The following is an 18,843-nucleotide window of genomic DNA, read 5'->3' as shown; positions in this document are numbered from 1 at the left end:
AAAGCCAGGCGGGTGGAGCTTTCCGCGGTTAGGAATGAGGGGGTGGACCTCACCATGTGCCGCTTGCAACAGGGAGAAACAGTTGACCGGCGGTCGGAACAGCCCGCCGCTGCTTGATCCCTGTCAAAATCGGCCTTATGTATAGGATCAGACGCATGCGTAATGCAGGACATAGGACTATGATCTGTATGAAACATCGAATGATCGATTTGCCGTGAGGCTGACCCGTGAAGGGGGCACTATGAAAACACCACTGTTCAACTGGCTCCATGACCTGGCTGTCGCCTTGGGTCTGATACCGCCACCGCTGCAACCGGTGCCGATCCCCACCGACGAAGAGCAGCGCAAACGCCAGCCTCGTCGCCGTTGAAACGAAAAGGCCGCCGCATTTGAATATGCAGCGGCCTTTGTCTTTCAGCGCAGTGCAGTCAAATCAGGCCAGATTTGCGCTAGCCACCGGCCGCCGCGACAGCAGGCTGACCAGCACAAAGCTCACCAGGCCAACCGCCAGGCTGTAGTAGATCGGCGTATTGGCATCCAGGCCATCCTTGACCATGAACAACATCGCGGTAGCAAAGCCCAGCGACATGCTGGCGATGGCTCCTGCGGTAGTTGCGCGCTTCCAGAAAATCGCGCCCATCAGCGGGATCAGCATGCCGCCCACCAACAGGTTGTAGGCCAGGGTCAGGGCGCTGATTACATCATTCACTGCCAGGGCGATGGCCAACACCACCAGGCCAGTGAGTAGAGTGAACAGGCGGCTGGTGGCCAGGCTTGATTGTTTGCCGCCGCGCAGCTTGGGCAGCAGGTCTTCGGTGACCGTGGTCGAGGCCGCCAGCAGGCCTGCACTCGCAGTCGACATCATCGCCGCCAACGCGGCAGCCATCAGCAGGCCGCGAATGCCGTCAGGCAGGGTGGTCTTGATCATGGCGGCGAAGGCGTTGTTGGGGTTGGCCAGGTCCGGCAGCAGCACATGCGCCGCCATACCGATCAGGGCACAGGCCAGGCCGTACAACACGCAGTAGACACCGGCAGTGGTACCGGCGCGCTGGCAGACTTTTTCATCCCGCGCGGTGAACACCCGCTGCCAGATATCCTGGCCGATCAGGATGCCGAAGAAGTAAATCAGGAAGTAGGTGAGGATGGTGTCCCAGCCGATAGTGGTCCAGTTGAAGCTGGACGCCGGCAGTTGCGCCACCAGTTGATCCCAACCGCCGACCTTGTACAGGCACACCGGCAGCAGGATGAACATCAGGCCCACGGTCTTGATCACGAACTGTACGATGTCGGTCAGGGTCAGCGACCACATGCCACCAATGGTCGAGTAGATCACCACCACGCCGCCGCCGAGCACCACTGACAGCCAGAACGGCAGGTCGAGCAGCACTTGCAGCACGGTGCCCATGGCCAGGGTTGAGGTCACCCCGATCATCAGGGCATAGGCCAGCATGATCAGCGCGCTGGCCTGGCGGGCCATCGGGTTGTAACGCCGCTCCAGCACCTGGGTCACGGTGTAGATGCGCAGGCGCAGCAGCGGTTTGGCCAGGAACAGGTTCAGCGCAATGATGCCCAGACCCAGTGCGGCGCACAGCCAGAAGCCGGAGATGCCGTGTACATAGCCCAGGCGCACGGTGCCGACGGTCGATGCGCCGCCGAGTACGGTGGTGGCCATGGTGCCCATGTACAAGGTCGGGCCGAGGTTGCGCCCGGCCACCAGGTAGTCCTCCTGAGTTTTGGCGCGGCGCATGCCGTACCAGCCCAAGGCGAGCATGCCGGCGGCATAGATCAATACAACGATGAGGTCCAAGGCCATTGGGGGTCTCCCGATTATCATTATTATGGCGAGATCAAGTGCCCGGGCAGCCTCACGGTGCCCGGAGGTGTCAGCAAGTGCGGGCGGGCCTGGAACGGGCCCATTCAACCAGCAGCGCGCCTCCAATCGAGCGCGCTGATTACATCACTAGCGGCGCGCTACTCCCGGCAGTACGCAGAGCATTTCAAACAGCAGGTTGGCACCCAGCAGCGAGGTGTTGCCGGTGGTGTCGTAAGGTGGCGAGACCTCGACCAGGTCACAGCCGATCAGGTCCAGGCCCTGACAGCCGCGGATGATTTCGATGGCCTGAATGGTGGTCAGGCCGCCAATTTCCGGGGTGCCGGTACCGGGCGCCCAGGCCGGGTCGATGCCATCGATGTCGAAGGACAGATATACCGGGCCACCCGCGACCTTCTCACGCACTTCAGCCATCAACGGCTCCAGCGACTTGTGCCAGCACTCTTCGGCCTGCACTACGCGAAAGCCCTGCCGGCGGCTCCAGTTGAAGTCATCGGCCGTGTAGCCCTGGGCGCGCAGACCAATTTGCACGACCCGGTCGCAATCGAGCAGGCCTTCTTCGACGGCGCGGCGAAAGGTGGTGCCGTGGGCGATCTTCTCGCCGAACATATGGTCGTTGACGTCGGCGTGGGCATCGATGTGCACCAGGCCGATCTTGCCGTGTTTTTTGTGCAGCGCGCGCAGAATCGGCAGGGTGATGGTGTGGTCACCACCCAAGGTCAGCGGGATTACGTTGTGCTCGACGATGGTGTCGTAGGCTTCTTCGATGATGCGCACGGCATCCAGCAGATTGAAGGTGTTGATCGCCACATCGCCGATATCGGCAACCGACAGCGAGTCGAAGGGCGCGGCGCCGGTGGCCATGTTGTAGGGGCGGATCATGACCGATTCGGCGCGGATCTGGCGCGGGCCGAAGCGGGTGCCGGAGCGCAGCGAGGTGCCGATGTCCAGCGGGACGCCGACAAACGCGGCGTCCAGGCCTTCAGGGCTTTGCAGGTGGGGCAAGCGGAGCATGGTGGCGATGCCGCCGAAACGCGGCATTTCGTTGCCGCCCAGTGGTTGGTGCAGAGTCTTGTCCACAGTGGGCCTCTTCAGTCGGTCGATTGTTATGGTTGTTCAAACCTTGGCCAGCCTGCTGCAGCTGAGCGCAGCGGGCGGCGAGCAGGTCATTGCGGGCAGTCTGCGCAAGCTAGTAGCCGAGAAGAATCGCTACCGACAAATACTTAGTTCAGGAATTTCTGAACTAAGGGCCGCCGCCAAGGTAGACTCCGCCCATTGCCACTTGCCCACTGCCACTGCGGACCGATCAACACCATGGCCTCGTCACTGCCCGACCCGAAACTGCTGCGGATCTTCGTCAGCGTGGTGCGCCACCAAGGCTTTGCAAATGCCCAACGTGAGCTGAACCTGTCGACGTCGGCCATCAGCACCTACATGAGCCAGCTGGAGGCGGGGTTAGGCATCGTGCTCTGCCACCGTGGCCGCGGTGGCTTCAGCCTGACCAGCAAGGGCGAGCTGTTCCACCAGGAGACGCTGCGCCTGCTGGCTGAGCTGGATGGTTTTGAACAGTACGCTGCGGCACTCAAAGGTGAATTGCGCGGCACCCTCAACCTGGGCGTGCTCGACTCGACCGTAGGCGATCGCGCCCTGCCGCTGGCCGAGGCGATTGGCGCCTACAGTCAGGAGCATCCGGCCGTGCACCTGCACTTGTCGGTGTCCAGTCCATACGAGCTGCAGCTGGGGGTACAGGACAACCGCCTGGACCTGGCCATCGGTGCATTTTCTTCGCGCATGAGCGGCCTGGTCTATCAGCCGCTGTACCGCGAGCAACACTGGCTCTACTGCAGCAACCGCCATTCGTTGTTTGCCGAGCGGCGGATTCCGGAGCCCGTCATCACCCAGCAGCGCATGGTTGGCCGAGGCTACTGGAGCCAGGCCGAGCTGGCCCGGCACGGCTTCAAGCACAGCGCGGCAACGGTGGAAAGCATGGAGGCGCAGCTGATCCTGATTCTATCCGGCGCCTATATCGGTTATTTGCCCGAGCACTATGCACAGGCGTGGGTCGACAAGGGCGATTTGCGCGTATTATCGCCCGCCACATTTGGTTACCAAGCCCCGTTTTCCCTGATCATCCGTCGCGGCCGTAGCCGCGAACCATTGATTCAGACCTTCCGTGATCTGCTCAAAAGTCAGCTGAACGTAAGCTGATAAACGCCTGGATGAATGCACTCCGTCAGGAACGGTAAATTTCCTACAAAAGTGCCTGCTGACAGGCTTTCGCTCTGCTAAATATTGATTGGCCCCTGATGAATTTCCATCGTTTGCACACGCAAGGATTGCCTTGATGCGCCTGAACTTGCCCGTTACCGAGCATGAAAGAACCTTCCCCAACGAACAGCGGCTTATTTCCACTACCGACCTCAATAGCCGCATTACCTATTGCAACGACGCATTCGTGGCCATCAGCGGTTTTACCTACGATGAACTGGTCGGACAAACCCACAACCTGGTGCGCCATCCAGATATGCCGGCGCCGATATTTGCGCTGATGTGGGACACCATCAAACAGGGCAAACCGTGGATGGGCGTAGTCAAGAACCGCGCCAAGAACGGCGACTTCTATTGGGTCAGCGCGTATGTCACGGCGGTGTACGAAAACGGCCGCATCAGTGGTTATGAGTCGGTCCGCTCGGTGCCCAGCCGTGAACAGGTCAGCCGTGCTGAACGGCTGTACGCGCGCCTGCGCAGTGGCCAGCGCGCAGTGTCGTGGTCGACGCGTGTGCTGCACGGGCTTGGCCAGAGCTGGCCAATACTGGCTGCTGCTGCGCTGTCTACTGCAGGCTATCTCTGGCTCGCGCCGCAGGCTGCGATAGGCGTGCTGCTGGCCAGCCTGCTGGGCGCCGGCTATGCGCTGAACCGCCTGCACGCTCGCGCTCTGCAGCGCACCCTGGACGAACACCCGAAAGCCTTCACCGACCCGTTGGTGGCCCTGACCTACAGCGATAACCGCGGCCTGCATGGCCAGCTGGACCTGGCTATCATCAGCGAAGAGGCGCGCTTGCAAACGGCGCTGACCCGCCTGGTCGATGCAGGTGTCGGGGTCAAGGCACGCGCAGCGCAGTCTGCTGGGTTGTCCGATGCCCAGGCGCAGATGCTTGACCGCCAGCGCAGCGAAACCGAGCAATCGGCCACGGCCATTGCCCAGATGGCTGCGACAATCCAGGAGGTCTCGCACAACGTACAGAGCACCGCCCTGGCTGCCGGTGACGCCGACCAATTGGCCCAGCACGGCAGTCAGTTAGCCCAGCAAAGCCTGCAGGCGATGGGCAGCATGAGTGAGGCGGTCAACGACATCGGCCAGGCCGTGCACGCCTTGGCTCAGCAGACCCAGTCGATTGGTAGCGTGGTCGATGTGATCACCTCGATTGCCGAACAGACCAACCTGCTGGCGCTCAACGCCGCGATCGAAGCAGCCCGCGCGGGCGAGCAGGGCCGTGGCTTTGCCGTGGTCGCCGACGAGGTGCGTTCACTGGCCCAGCGCACGCGCACCTCGACCGACGAGATTCACCAGATCATCAGCAGCCTGCGTGCGGGTGCCGAGCGTGCAGTGTCGTCGGCCAGCCGCGGTGAACAGATCTCCCGCGACAGCGTGCATAGTGTCGAAGCGGTGCGTGAGGCGCTGAGCGGCATTGCCCAGGCGGTCAGTCGCATTACCGGCATGAGCCAGCAGATGGCGACTGCTTCGGAACAGCAAAGCCACGTCGCCGAAGACATCAACCAGCAGATCACGCGCATATCCCACCTGTGCGACGAGAGTGCCGGACAGGCCAGGCAGGGCGCCGAGATCAGCCAGGACCTGGAGCAGATGGCCGAGTACCTGCACAGCCTGGCCGAACGTTTCAACCGCTGACCACCTCCCGAACCCACATGGACGTGGGCGCTGTATGTTCTTCTCGAGTGGCTATGGCACACTGGCGCCCTCCAGGAGAACCCGATGTCCAGACCCCGCTGCGAACGCTGCAAGCGCGCGCAAGACCATTGCTTATGCCCGCTGATCCCCTGCCTCGACAGCCGTACCCGGGTCGTCCTGTTGCAGCACCCCAGTGAAACCGCGCATGCGCTGAATACTGCTCGCCTGGCCGCGCTCGGCCTGGACAATGCACAGCTGTGGGTGGGGGAAGTGTTTGCCCAGCTGCCGGAGTTGCTGGCAACGCCGGGTTATCGGCCGGTGCTGTTGTTTCCCGGTGACGAGGCGCAGGCACTGACCGCGTATGCGTCACCTGATGAGCAGCCGCTGCTATTGATCGTGCCGGATGGCACCTGGCGCAAGGCGCGCAAGCTGTTGTACCTGAATCCGCTGCTGGCAGCGCTGCCACGGGTGACCCTGGCGCAGGTAACAACCTCGCGCTATCGCCTGCGCAAGGCGCCGGCGGAGGGTGCCCTGGCCACTATCGAAGCCGTGGTGCAGGCGCTCAACGCGCTGGAGCAGCCGCAGTGTTTCGATGCGCTGCTGCGCCCGTTCGACGCTTTGATCGAAGGCCAGATCCGCGCCATGGGTCGCGACACCTTCGAGCGCAACCACGGTTGCTGAATCAACGTTCGCGCATGGCCTCGGTGCGGGCCTTGAGCACCGGTTTGAGCAAGTAGTCAAGCACGCTTTTCTGCCCGGTGATGATATCCACCGTGGCGACCATCCCTGGAATGATCAGCAACGGCTTGTTGTCGCCGCCCAGGTGATTCTTGTCGGTGCGCACCTGGATCAGGTAGAACGCGTTGCCCTTGTCATCGGTCACGGTATCGGCGCCAATCAGCTCCAGCTTGGCCTTCAGCCCACCATAGATGGTGTAGTCATAGGCGCTGAACTTGACCATCGCGGTCTGCCCCGGGTGCAGGAAGGCGACGTCCTGCGGGCGCACCTTGGCCTCGATCAGCAGGTTGTCTTCGATCGGCACGATCTCGACCAGGTCGCTGCCCGGCTGGACCACGCCGCCGATGGTGTTGACCTTGAGCTGCTTGATGATGCCACGCACCGGCGACACCACCGTGGTGCGCTTGACCCGGTCGTCGATGGCGATGCTGGTGGCGCTGATCTTGGACAGGTCAGTGCGCTTGTCGTTAAGTTCCTTGGCCGCCTCCGAGCGGAAGGTGGCATCGGCTTCCTGGATCTTGCTCTTGATTTCTGCCACTGCCGCATCTGCCCGCGGAATGGCCAGGCTGGTGGCGTTGAGCTGACCGCGGGCTTCGACCGTGCGCTGCTTCAAACGCAAAATCTCCACCGGCGAAATCGCTCCGGTGCCTACCAATGGCGAAGACATGTTCAGTTCTTGCTGGAGCAAGCCCAACGCCGAACGGTACTGATCGACCTTGGAGCGGAACTCGGCCAGTTCCTGGGTCTTCTGCCGCAGTTGTTCGTTGAGCGTCTGCTTCTCGCTGGTCAGCCGCCGTTGCCGTGACTGATACAGCGCCAGTTCGTCCTCGGCGACCTGTGGCGCCTTGCTGCGAATCTCGTCCGGTACGGTGAACGGCCGCCCTTCAGCCTCCGCCGAGAGCCGTTCGACCTGCGCCGTCAGTGCGTAGCGGTCGACCTCGCTTTCGCCCTTGTTGGACAGAAAGCGGGTGTCGTCAAGGCGCAGCAGGGTTGCGCCCTTGGCGACCATCTGGCCCTCACGCACGAAAATCTCGGTGACGATGCCGCCTTCAAGGTTCTGTACCACCTGGACCTTGCCCGAGGGGATCGCCTTGCCCTCACCGACAGTCACCTCATCGAGCACCGCCAGGCTCGCCCAGGCCAGCGCAACCAGCAGCAGCGCCGCTGCCAGCCACACCGTCAGGCGCGATAGGCGCGGCGAGTCCTGCAGCGTGGCGCCGGCCAGTTCGGGCATGTAGTCGCGCTCGGCAGTGTTGCCGGCACCTTGGAAATAACTGCGCAAGAAGGCCATCGGACTACTCCTCAAAAGCGTCTACAGCGCGGCGCCAATGCGCCCTTTGCGCAGCGCATCGATGACTGCATCCTTCGGCCCGTCGGCAACGATCTTGCCGTTGTCCAGCACCAGCAGGCGGTCGACCAGGCTCAGCATCGAGGTCCGGTGCGTGACCAGCAGTACGGTCTTGCCCGGCACCCAGTCGAGCAGGCGCTGGCGCAGTTGCTCTTCGCTGCTGTTGTCCATGTGGCTGGTGGGCTCGTCGAGGATCAGGATCGGCGGCTCCAGCAGCAGCGCCCTGGCCAGCAGCACGGCCTGGCGCTGGCCGCCCGAGAGCAGCTGGCCGCGTTCACCCACCGGGCGGTCGAAACCCTGCGGATGCTGGCGCGCCAGTTCGGTCACGCCGGTCAGTTCGGCCACCTCGAGCATGCGTGCATCGCTGACGTGGCGGGCACCCAGGGTGAGGTTGTCGCGCAGGCTGCCAGCCAGCAGCGGCAGGTCGTGGGCGACGTAGCCGATCTGGCTGCGCAGGTCGGCGATGTCCAGCTGGCGCAGGTCGAGGTTGTCCAGCAACACCTGGCCTTCATCAGGATGATAGAAACCCATCAGCAACCGACCCAAAGTGCTTTTGCCCGAACCGCTGCGGCCGACGATACCGATGCGCTCGCCGGGCTGCAGGGTCAGGTTGACGTCATTCAGCGCCGCAGCCGTCTGGCCAGGGTAGCGGAAGCTGACATGGCTGACGGCCACGCCGCCCTTGAGGCTGGTGTGCTCCAGCGCCTGTTGCTCGGCCTGGCGCTCTTGCGGCAAGGCCATCAGCGCATCGGTGCTGCGCATGGTCAGCTGCGCTTGCTGATAGCGGGTGATCAGGCCCGCGATCTGGCCCAGTGGTGCCAGTACCCGGCTGCCGAGCATGTAGGTGGCCACCAGTGCGCCGACACTGAGGTTGCCGGCGATGATGCTGTAGACCCCGGCAACGATCGTGGCCATGCCGCAGAACTGTTGGATGAACAGCGTACCGTTGCTGGCCAGCGAAGACAGGTTGCGTGCGTGCGCATCGAGCCGGGCAATCGCGCCGTTGGTCTGCTCCCAATGGTACTGGCGCTCACTTTCAGCGCCGTTGGCCTTGAGCGTTTCCAGCCCACCCAGAGTTTCGATCAACAGGGCCTGGCGCACTGCTCCCAGGCTCAGGCTTTTTTCCACGGTGTCGCGCAGGCGGACCTGGATGATCAAGGCAAAACCAACCGCCAGCGGGAAGGCAATCAGCGGGATCACCACCAGCCAGCCGCCCAGCAGGCCAACCACCACCAGCATCAACGCCACGAACGGCAGGTCGATGATGCTGGTCAAGGTCACCGCCGTGAGAAACTCGCGCAGCCCCTGGAAGTCGTGAATGCTCTGGGCGAAGCCGCCGATGGTGGCCGGGCGCGCCTTCATCGACATGCCGGTGATGCGTTCGAACAGGGTTGCCGAAAGGATCAGGTCGGTCTTCTTGCCGGCCTGGTCCAGCAGGTGCGCGCGGACCATGCGCAGAACCATTTCAAAGGCGGTGCCGATGAACAGCCCGGCCACCAGCACCCACAAAGTCGAGACTGCCTGGTTGGGCACCACCCGGTCGTAGGTCTGCATGACGAACAGCGGCACCATCAGGCCCAGCAGGTTGATCAGTAGGCTGGCCAGCAAGGCATCGCTGTACAGCCAGCGGGAATGGCGCAAGGTGTCGCGAAACCAGGCATCGACCCTCGGCATCAGCGGGGTGCGCAGGTTTTCCAGAGTGTGCCGCGGGCGGGCAAACAGGGCGTGGCCGGCGTAGGCCTGTTCCAACGCCTCGCGCTCGACCCATTGCTCGCCGCCTTCGGCCTCGGACGGCAGGATCAACGCGCGGCCGTCTTCGCCAAAGCGCTGTAGAACAGCACAGCGGCCGTCTTTGAGCAGCAGCAACACGGGAAGGTTGAGTGTGGAAATTGCGCCCAGCTCACGCTTGAGAATCCGCGCTTGCAGGCCTGCGCGGGCTGCGGCTCTGGGCAATAACTCGGGCCCCAGCCGCTGGCTGGCCAACGGTAGGCCGCTGCACAAGCTGGCACGGCTGGCGGGGTAGCCGTGCAGTTTGCACAGAATCAACAGGCCATCGAGCAACGGATCGTCAACGTCCAGCCGGGGCTGGGCATTTTGCATACTGGTCACGATGGCCTACTCCTGCCGCAATGGAGGGTGTACGGCTACATCCGAAACGTTGCTCGATATCGGTTAACGCATTTCGGGCAACTTCGCTTCGCTGCGTACTTCAGTCTTGGCGATGGCTTCTGCCGGCAGCGCAATACGCTGTTTGCTGAGCAATTCACCCATGGTCGAAAGTACGCGGTACATCGAGTATTCCTCGGTGTAACGCACTTCGGTGTAACGGCGGTTGGCGTTGTACAGCTCGTTCTCACTGTCGAGTACGTCGAGCAGGGTACGCTGACCAAGACCGAACTGATCCTGATAGGCGGCACGCACGCGCTGGGTGGTTTCAGCGTATTCGCGCGCGGTGGGCGTCTGCTTGCGCGCGTTGTTCATGGCGTTCCACGACAGGCTCAGGTTCTCGTTGAGTTCGCGCAGGGCGTTGTTGCGGATGTCCAGAGCCTGGTTGATCTTGTGCGAGTCCGACTGCAGGCGAGCCTTGTCGCTGCCGCCGCGGAACAGGTTGTAGTTCAGCTCGACGCCTGCCTGCCAATCGTTGTTGCTGTGGCCGCGCTCGCCGCCCAGGTTGTTGTTGGCGCCGGTGGCGAGGATGGCGTCCAGACGCGGGTAGAAGGTCGACTTGGCGACTTCGTACTGCTTCTCGGCGGCATTCACATCGGCCTGAGCCGAACGCAGGTACGGGTTGTTTTCCTGCATGCCGCGGCGTGCATCTTCCAGCGTGCTTGGCATTTCTACCTTGATGGTCGAAGGCGCTTCGAGCTCGTCCGGCATCAGCCCGACCACGCTGTAGAAGTTGGCTTCGGCGTCAGCCAGATCGACTTCGGCGGTGTCCAGGTTGTTTTCAGCCAGGGCACGACGGGCGCGCGACTGGTCGAGGTCAGCGCTGCTGCCGACACCGCGCTCGGTACGCAGGCCGATCTGGTCGTTGACGCGCAGGTGCGCTTGCATGTTGTTCTTGGCCAGGGTCACCAGTTCGCGACGCTTGAGCACTTCGAGGTAGACCTCGATGGTACGCAGGGCGACGTCCTGGGCGATTGCCTGAGCGTAGTAGGCACGCGAGTTGGAAACCGCTTCGGTACGGCCGACTTCGTTGGAAGTGTTGAAACCGTCGAACAGCATCTGGCGCAGACGCAGCTCGGACTGGGTGTAGTTCATGGTTTCTTTGTTGTGGTTGCGCGTGCCGTCAGCGTTCAGACCACGGGTGTTGAGGTTGTCGGAGCGTTGGCGACCGTAACCTGCAACCAGATCGACGCTTGGGTAGAACCCGCCACGGGCGAATTTCACATCTTCGTCGGCAGACAACCGGCTGTTGCGATAGGAACTGATTTGCGGGTGATGATCCACGGCGTTCTGAACGGCTTCGGTGATCGACATCGCCTGAATGTTGGCACTCGCCATGGCCAACAGGATTGCACTGGTGATGGGGGTAAGAACGCGCATGGGGTACATCTCCATTGTCTCTAAAAGTGTCCAGCGTTCGCCAAAAAAATGACGATTATTATGAGGTAGACCGTTTCAAGTTTGTAACAACAGAGCTAAGAACATTTAACGCGCGAGCTAAGAAGATTTGTTCATAAGGTCTATGCGAAAAAAAACTTATGCGGTCTAAAGAATCCGCGACATTGTTCTACTCAACGGGCCTATAAATCAAGCTGTAGTCAGCGGTTTTAGGTCATTGCAACAAGTTCCAGAACTTTTGCAGCTAAGAACTCAGTAAAAAAATGGGCCGTGTCGGAATTTGGCGACAATTAATTGTCACGCTGTAGTAGCAAAATTCCATCATCTCTATCGACTTGGCCTGCGCAGTGTAGAGCTGTTTGCTGACTTTTGGCGTTTGATTGACGCCTTTATTCGGCCTGGCGCCACTGTGTTTTTGCTGCATTCAAGCTGCAGGATCCGTTCGGCAGGGGAGACATAGGGCATGGCTAAATTTATCGGAGTGGTCAGCAAGGTGGTCGGCCAGGTTTTCGCGGTCGACAGCGACGGCAGCCGCCGCCTGTTGGTCGAAGGCGACCGACTCTATGCTGGCGAACAACTCGAAACCGGTAACGCCGGAGCCATTGCGGTGCGCCTGGACAACGGCGCAGAGCTGACCCTGGGCCGCGACAGCAGCCTGCAGATGTCGCCAGAGCTGCTGGCTAATCAGGCCGCCCATGTGCAGACCGACGACGTCGCCCCCAGCCAGGCGCAACTGACCGATGTCGAGCGCTTGCAACAAGCCATCGCTGCGGGTGCCGACCCTAGTGAAGAGGCCGAGGCTACGGCGGCTGGGCCCAATGGAGGTGCCCCGGGCGCTTTGGGCGGCGGCCACAGCTTTGTCATGCTGACCGAAGTTGCCGATCGCGTAGACCCTACGGTTGGCTTCCCGACTGCGGGCTTCAACGGTGTACCGCTGTTGGTCAATGGCTACATTGGTGACCTCGATCCGACCAGTTCCGACGATGTGCTGCCGCCCGCGTCCCCACCTCCGGTGAATCCGCCAGACAACCCGGTCACCCTGCAAGGCCTTGATGTCAGCCCCGGCGAACTGATCCTCGACGAGGCCAACTTGCCCGACGGCTCCAACAGCAACCCGGCGGCGCTGACCCAGCAAGGCTCGTTCACCGTTGTCGCCGCCGACGGCGTGTTCAATCTCAGCGTAGGTGGCATCAACGTAGTCACCGGCGGGGTGGTTACCGGTATTGGCCAATCCATCACCACCGCCCTTGGCAACACCCTGACCATCACCGGCTACAACCCGGCGACCGGCGTGGTCAATTACAGCTACACCCTTAACGGCACTGAGCAGCACGCCAACGGTGGCGGCACCAACGTGATCGGCGAGCAGTTCCCGGTGCAGGTCAGCGACAGCGACGGCGATGTAGCCAGCGGCAGCCTCGACGTGATCATTCGTGACGATGTGCCCAAAGCGGTGAATGACAGCAACGCAGTGACAGCCACCGAGCAGCAGCTTGAGTTGACCGGCAACGTACTCAACAACGATGTGCAGGGCGCCGACCGGGTCGTCGGCGGGCCGGTGATTGCCGGTACCTTCAGCGGCACCTACGGCACATTGGTGCTGGCTGCGGACGGTACCTACACCTATACCCTCAACGGCGATGACCCTGATTTCAAAGGGCTCAAAGGTGGCGGCAGTGGCACCGAGAGCTTTACCTACACCATCAGAGACGTCGACGGCGATACCAGCAGCGCAACCCTGACGCTGAACATCAGCAATCTCAACGACCCAGTGACGATCGGCGGGCTGGATGTCGCCGGTGGTGAGCTGATTGTCTATGAAAAGAATCTGCTCAATGGCAGCGCGCCAGACGGCGCTGCGCTGACGCAGAACGGGACCTTTACCGTTGCTGCGTCAGATGGCTTGCAGAGCCTGAGCGTGGGCGGCATCACAGTAGTCAGCGGCGGCGCAGCAGGCGGTTTCCCACAGTCGATCACGACCGCGCTGGGCAACACACTGACCATCACCGGCTACAACCCGGCCACAGGCGTGGTGAGCTACAGCTACACGCTGCTCGACAATGAAGCCCACGCCACCGGCAACGGCAACAACAGCCTGGGCGAAACATTTGTCGTGACAGCCCAGGACAGCGATGGCAGCACTGCCTCGGCCAACCTTGACGTGAGCATTGTCGACGATGTGCCCAAGGCGGTGGATGACAGCAACGCGGTAACGGCCACAGAACAGCAGGTGGAACTCAGCGGCAATGTTCTCAGCAACGACGTACAAGGCGCTGACCGGGTCGTGGGTGGCCCGGTGGTTGCCGGTACCTTCACTGGTACCTACGGTACGCTGGTGCTGGCTGCGAATGGCACCTACACCTACACCCTCAACGTTGACGATGCCGATTTCAAAGGCCTTACCGGCGGTGGCAATGGTATCGAGACCTTCACCTACACCATCAAAGACGCTGATGGTGACACCAGCAGTGCGACCCTGACCCTGAACATCAGCAACCTCAATGACCCAGTAGTACTTGGCGGCCTCGACGTGAGCGGAGGCGAGGTTACCGTTTACGAGAAAAACCTGATCGATGGCAGCGCAGCTGACGGCCCGGCCCTGCAACAAGGCGGCACCTTCACGGTGACTGCGGCGGATGGCCTGCAATCTTTGAGCGTCGGCGGCATCAACGTAATCAGTGGCGGCGTAGCCGCAGGCTTCCCGCAGACGATCACTACCGCGCTGGGCAACACCCTCACCATCACCGGCTACAACCCTACGACAGGTGTGGTCAGCTACACCTACACCTTGCTCGACAACGAGACTCACCCGGATGGCAACGGCACCAACGGGTTGCAGGAAAGCTTCACGGTCGTTGCCAAGGACACCGACGGCAGTACCGCCACTGGCAGCCTCGATGTAACCATCGTCGATGATGTGCCGCAGGCTCACTGCGACTTCGCCAGAGTCGAGGTAGGCGGTCAGGTCAGCGGCAACGTGCTTGCCAATGATGTGATTGGCGCCGATGACTTGGCCGATGGCCGCTATGTAGTTGGCGTGCGTGCCGGCTCCGATACCTCCACGCCGGCCTCTGGACAGTTGGGCGTCAATGTCCAGGGCACCTATGGCTACATCACGCTGGATGCCGAAGGTAACGGCGTTTATCACGCCTACCCGAACAGCAATGCACCGGCTGGTGCTACCGATGTGTTTGTCTACACCATCCGCGATGCTGACGGCGATCGGAGCACCACGACCGTTACCATCAACGTCAATAACTGCCAGATGATCGCCGGGCAGGATACTGACGTTACAGTGTATGAAAACGCCTTGGACATGACAAAGGACGGCAACGACCTCGCGCCCGGCAGCGTCACCGGCAGCCAACCTGGCTCGACCGGCGAAACAGCCAGTGGGACCTTGGTCGGTTCGGTCACAGGCGGCGTAGGTGCTTTGACTTACAGCCTTGTTGGCAACACTGAAGGGCAATTCGGCCAGATCCACGTAAACGGTGACGGCTCCTACACCTACACCCTGACCTCGCCTGCGAATTCGCCGACCCATCAGAGCGACGGGCCGAACATCATTACCGAGACCTTTACCTATCAGGTCAAGGATTCGCTCGGTAATACCACCACCAGCAACATCGTCATCAGCATCGTCGATGACGTGCCACAGGCGCACTGCGATGCTGCTCGTGTGGAAATGGGTGGGCAGGTCAGTGGCAACGTACTGCTCAATGATGTGATCGGCGCGGATGTTTCTGCCGACGGCAAATACGTGGTTGGCGTGCGTGCAGGGTCCGACACTTCGACGCCGGCCTCTGGGCAGCTCGGCGTCAATGTCCAAGGGACTTATGGCTACATCACCTTGGACGCAGAAGGGAACGGCGTTTATCACTCCAACCCGAACAGCAATGCTCCAGCAGGCGCGACGGACACCTTCGTCTATACCATTCGCGACGCTGACGGCGATGAGAGCACCGCGACCGTCACCATCAACGTGCTCAACTGCCAGATGGTTGCTGCACAAGACCACGATGTCACCGTCCATGAAAACGCTCTGGACCTGACCAAGGACGGCAACGACCTCGCGCCCGGCACCGTCACCGGCAGCCAGCCGGGCTCGACCGGCGAAACAGCCAGTGGGACCTTGGTCGGTTCGGTCACAGGCGGCGTAGGTGCTTTGACTTACAGCCTGGTTGGCAACACTGAAGGGCAATTCGGGCAGATCCAGGTCAACGCCGATGGCTCCTACACCTACACCCTGACCTCGCCTGCGAATTCGCCGACCCATCAGAACGACGGGCCGAACATCATTACCGAGAGCTTCACCTATCAGGTCAAGGACTCGCTCGGTAATACCACCACCAGCAACATCGTCATCAGCATCGTCGATGACGTGCCCCAAGCGCACTGCGACGTTGCTCGTGTGGAAATGGGTGGGCAGGTCAGCGGTAACGTGCTGCTCAACGACGTGATCGGCGCCGACGTCTCCGCCGATGGTAAATATGTAGTCGGTGTACGCGCCGGTTCAGATACGTCGACGCCTGCCTCTGGCCAACTCGGCGTCAACGTCCAGGGCACTTACGGCTACATCACCCTCGATGCCGATGGGAACGGGGTTTATCACTCCAACCCGAACAGCAATGCTCCAGCAGGCGCGACGGACACCTTCGTCTATACCATTCGCGATGCTGACGGCGATGAGAGCACCGCGACCGTCACCATCAACGTGCTCAACTGCCAGATGGTTGCTGCACAAGACCACGATGTCACCGTCCATGAAAACGCTCTGGACCTGACCAAGGACGGCAACGACCTCGCGCCCGGCACCGTCACTGGCAGCCAGCCGGGCTCGACCGGCGAAACAGCCAATGGGACCTTGGTCGGTTCGGTCACAGGCGGCGTAGGTGCTTTGACTTACAGCCTGGTTGGCAACACTGAAGGGCAATTCGGGCAGATCCAGGTCAACGCCGATGGCTCCTACACCTACACCCTGACCTCGCCTGCGAATTCGCCGACCCATCAGAACGAGGGGCCGAACATCATTACCGAGAGCTTCACCTATCAGGTCAAGGACTCGCTCGGTAATACCACCACCAGCAACATCGTCATCAGCATCGTCGATGACGTGCCCCAAGCGCACTGCGACGTTGCTCGTGTGGAAATGGGTGGGCAGGTCAGCGGTAACGTGCTGCTCAACGACGTGATCGGCGCCGACATCTCCGCCGATGGTAAATATGTAGTCGGTGTACGCGCCGGTTCAGATACGTCGACGCCTGCCTCTGGCCAACTCGGCGTCAACGTCCAGGGCACTTACGGCTACATCACCCTCGATGCCGAAGGGAACGGGGTTTACCACTCGTACCCGAACAGCAATGCCCCAGAGGGCGCCACGGATACCTTCGTCTACACCATCCGTGATGCCGACGGTGACCAGAGCACCGCGACGGTCAGTATCAACGTGCTCAACTGCCAGATGGTGGCGACACCGGATCACGACGTCACCGTCTACGAAAACGCTCTGGACCTGAACAAGGACTGCCATGACCTGGCTCCGGGCACTGTGCTCGGCAGCCAGCCGGGATCGGCCGCTGAAACAGCCAGCGGCACCTTGGTTGGCGCCGTGAGCGGCGGCGTAGGCATCCTCACCTACAGCCTGGTCGGCAATGCCGAGGGCCATTTCGGCCAGATCCAGGTCAACGGCGATGGCTCTTACACCTACACCCTGACTTCGCCTGCCAGCTCTTCGCCGCAGCAGAACGATGGCCCCAATATCGTCACCGAAACTTTCACCTATCAGGTCAAGGACTCGCTCGGCAACACCACCACCAGCAACATCGTCGTCAGCATTGTCGATGACGTGCCCCAAGCCCACTGCGACTTCGCCAATGTGGTCGAAGGCAGCAGCGTGACGGGCAACCTGCTGTGGAATGACGTGATCGGCGCCGACGTCTCTGCCGCTGGCCAGTATGTGATCGGGATCCGTGCCGGCAGCGACACCTCGACTTCTGCTGTGGGCCAACTCGGCACAGAAGTGCAAGGCGCCTATGGCTACGCAACGCTGGATGCCAACGGTAATGGCGTTTATCACGCCAACCCCAACAGCGTGTCACCGGCTGGAGCTACCGACACCTTCGTCTACACCATCCGTGACGCCGACGGTGATGAAAGCACTACGACGGTGACCTTCAACGTCCAGGACGCCAGCCAGGCGGGCTGCGCTGATGGAGCTGTTGGCGCTCGCTCGGCGGCCACTGACAAAGCGGCGCCGATCCGGTTCGACGTTGACGAACACAAAGCCACCGGCTCGCTCAAGGAGCTTGCTCGCAGCGCGTTCGCTGTCAACAGCGGCGCCATGACTTCCGCACTGGTGGTAGCCGGCTATATGGCGCAGATGGGCAACAGCCACGCCGGCGAGCAGGACGTGTACACGGTGGCCCTGCGCAAGGGTGAGACGCTCACCCTCGACCACGATCGCGCGCCGGGCAACTTGCTCATGGAATGGAAGGGCGCAGCTGGCAGCTATCACCCTGTGGCGGACGGCGGCAGCTTCACCGCCAGCCACGATGGCCTGTACAGCATCCAGCTGACCAGCCCTACCGACAGCACTGCCCCGGCGCAGGACAGCTTCAAGCTCAGCCTGCTGATCGATTCGAGCAATGTCCAAGGCCAGAGCCACCCTGTCGGCCAGGCAGTTGGCAGTGACCCGGCAACTGGCATTGCAGACATCGTCTACCACGCAGACAGCACTGGCAGCGCGCTGACCGCCGATACGTTGTTGGCGGTGGAGGAGGGCAAAGGCGAGGCGGTGCTGGCAAGCAACCCAGGCAATGACCTGCTCGAAGGCGGGCACGATATGGATACCGTCAGCTATGCCACAGCCAAGGCAGGCGTAGTGGTCGACCTCAACCTGGTGGGCCAGCAGGATACCGGCGGCGGTGGGCTGGACACCCTGGTCAGGATCGACAACCTGATCGGCTCGGACTACCACGACACCTTGATTGGCAACGCCAATGACAACGTGCTGATTGGCGGTCGGGGTGATGACCTGCTGACCGGGGGCGGCGGCAACGACACCTTCGTCTGGCAGAAGGGTGACACCGGCCACGACACTGTGACTGACTTCACGCCAGGCGCTGATCATCTTGACCTGTCGCAATTGCTTCAGGGCGATGGTGGCGCGGCGGCTTCACTGGATGACTTCCTGCACTTCAAGGTCAGCGCAGCGGGAGGTACGGTGGTGTCGACCATCGAAGTCAGCAGCGTGGCCGGTGCGGCGCCGAGTCAGACCATCGACCTGGCCGGCGTCGACCTTTCCCAGCACTATGGCGTAACGGCGGGGGCGGGTGGTCTGATTGCATCCGGGCATGACACCGCAACCATCATCAACGGCATGCTCAACGATCACTCGTTGAAGGTGGATACCGTCTGAGGCTAGGTAGGGCAGTGCCCGCCTGGCGCTGCCCA

The 18,843-nt window shown here is 61.7% G+C and carries 10 protein-coding genes; 5 read left to right on the top strand and 5 right to left on the bottom strand.

All coding sequences use genetic code 11. From position 1 onward, the window contains the following. Positions 1 to 241: 241 nt before the first annotated feature. Entirely contained in the window at positions 242 to 370 is a 129-nt protein-coding gene (locus FW789_RS11890; protein WP_256585700.1) for a PA1414 family protein, read from the top strand. A 63-nt stretch (positions 371 to 433) separates the two neighbouring features. Here the strand turns inward: FW789_RS11890 and FW789_RS11885 are convergent, their stop codons facing one another. Beyond that, positions 434 to 1,813 (bottom strand): sodium:solute symporter, encoded by a 1,380-nt coding sequence (locus FW789_RS11885; RefSeq protein WP_446431484.1) that lies wholly within the window; start codon positions 1,811 to 1,813, stop codon positions 434 to 436. Between the two features lie 147 nt (positions 1,814 to 1,960). Next, a complete protein-coding gene (gene speB, locus FW789_RS11880) occupies positions 1,961 to 2,911 on the bottom strand; it encodes an agmatinase (protein ID WP_101317629.1) in 951 nt (316 codons plus the stop codon). A gap of 234 nt (positions 2,912 to 3,145) precedes the next feature. On the opposite strand from speB, the gene FW789_RS11875 reads away from it, so the two are divergent. From FW789_RS11875 to FW789_RS11865, 3 genes are all read left to right on the top strand, one after another. Further along, the gene (locus FW789_RS11875) at positions 3,146 to 4,039 is read left to right on the top strand and encodes a LysR family transcriptional regulator (protein WP_101317631.1); all 894 of its coding nucleotides are present in this window, start codon (positions 3,146 to 3,148) and stop codon (positions 4,037 to 4,039) included. 136 nt (positions 4,040 to 4,175) lie between these two features. Beyond that, positions 4,176 to 5,741, top strand: coding sequence for a methyl-accepting chemotaxis protein (locus tag FW789_RS11870; protein WP_446431483.1), 1,566 nt, complete (start codon positions 4,176 to 4,178; stop codon positions 5,739 to 5,741). Positions 5,742 to 5,825: 84 nt separating this feature from the next. Beyond that, positions 5,826 to 6,422, top strand: a complete 597-nt coding sequence (locus FW789_RS11865) for a tRNA-uridine aminocarboxypropyltransferase (RefSeq protein ID WP_446431482.1) — start codon at positions 5,826 to 5,828, stop codon at positions 6,420 to 6,422. A 1-nt stretch (position 6,423) separates the two neighbouring features. Here FW789_RS11865 and FW789_RS11860 read toward each other — a convergent pair whose 3' ends face one another. From FW789_RS11860 to FW789_RS11850, 3 genes are all read right to left on the bottom strand, one after another. Then, entirely contained in the window at positions 6,424 to 7,770 is a 1,347-nt protein-coding gene (locus FW789_RS11860; protein ID WP_101317637.1) for an HlyD family type I secretion periplasmic adaptor subunit, read from the bottom strand. Positions 7,771 to 7,791: 21 nt separating this feature from the next. Next, the gene (locus tag FW789_RS11855; RefSeq protein ID WP_207072749.1) at positions 7,792 to 9,927 is read right to left on the bottom strand and encodes a type I secretion system permease/ATPase; all 2,136 of its coding nucleotides are present in this window, start codon (positions 9,925 to 9,927) and stop codon (positions 7,792 to 7,794) included. 72 nt (positions 9,928 to 9,999) lie between these two features. Next, complete coding sequence (locus FW789_RS11850) at positions 10,000 to 11,373, bottom strand: TolC family outer membrane protein (protein ID WP_103436580.1); 1,374 nt, start codon at positions 11,371 to 11,373, stop codon at positions 10,000 to 10,002. A 481-nt stretch (positions 11,374 to 11,854) separates the two neighbouring features. Here FW789_RS11850 and FW789_RS11845 point away from each other — a divergent pair, with 481 nt between their 5' ends. Then, the gene (locus FW789_RS11845; RefSeq protein ID WP_446431481.1) at positions 11,855 to 18,808 is read left to right on the top strand and encodes a retention module-containing protein; all 6,954 of its coding nucleotides are present in this window, start codon (positions 11,855 to 11,857) and stop codon (positions 18,806 to 18,808) included. Positions 18,809 to 18,843 lie beyond the last annotated feature (35 nt).

The sequence above is a fragment of the Pseudomonas sp. 1121_17 genome, from assembly GCF_052850745.1.
This window is presented reverse-complemented; position numbering and strand designations above follow the sequence as displayed.

Bases quoted from the DNA above. Each gene is read 5' to 3' on its own strand.
- FW789_RS11890 (WP_256585700.1), top strand. From the start codon at position 242: ATGAAAACACCACTGTTCAACTGGCTCCATGACCTGGCTGTCGCCTTG.
- FW789_RS11885 (WP_446431484.1), bottom strand. From the start codon at position 1,813: ATGGCCTTGGACCTCATCGTTGTATTGATCTATGCCGCCGGCATGCTC.
- FW789_RS11875 (WP_101317631.1), top strand. From the start codon at position 3,146: ATGGCCTCGTCACTGCCCGACCCGAAACTGCTGCGGATCTTCGTCAGC.
- FW789_RS11870 (WP_446431483.1), top strand. From the start codon at position 4,176: ATGCGCCTGAACTTGCCCGTTACCGAGCATGAAAGAACCTTCCCCAAC.
- FW789_RS11865 (WP_446431482.1), top strand. From the start codon at position 5,826: ATGTCCAGACCCCGCTGCGAACGCTGCAAGCGCGCGCAAGACCATTGC.
- FW789_RS11860 (WP_101317637.1), bottom strand. From the start codon at position 7,770: ATGGCCTTCTTGCGCAGTTATTTCCAAGGTGCCGGCAACACTGCCGAG.
- FW789_RS11855 (WP_207072749.1), bottom strand. From the start codon at position 9,927: ATGCAAAATGCCCAGCCCCGGCTGGACGTTGACGATCCGTTGCTCGAT.
- FW789_RS11850 (WP_103436580.1), bottom strand. From the start codon at position 11,373: ATGCGCGTTCTTACCCCCATCACCAGTGCAATCCTGTTGGCCATGGCG.
- FW789_RS11845 (WP_446431481.1), top strand. From the start codon at position 11,855: ATGGCTAAATTTATCGGAGTGGTCAGCAAGGTGGTCGGCCAGGTTTTC.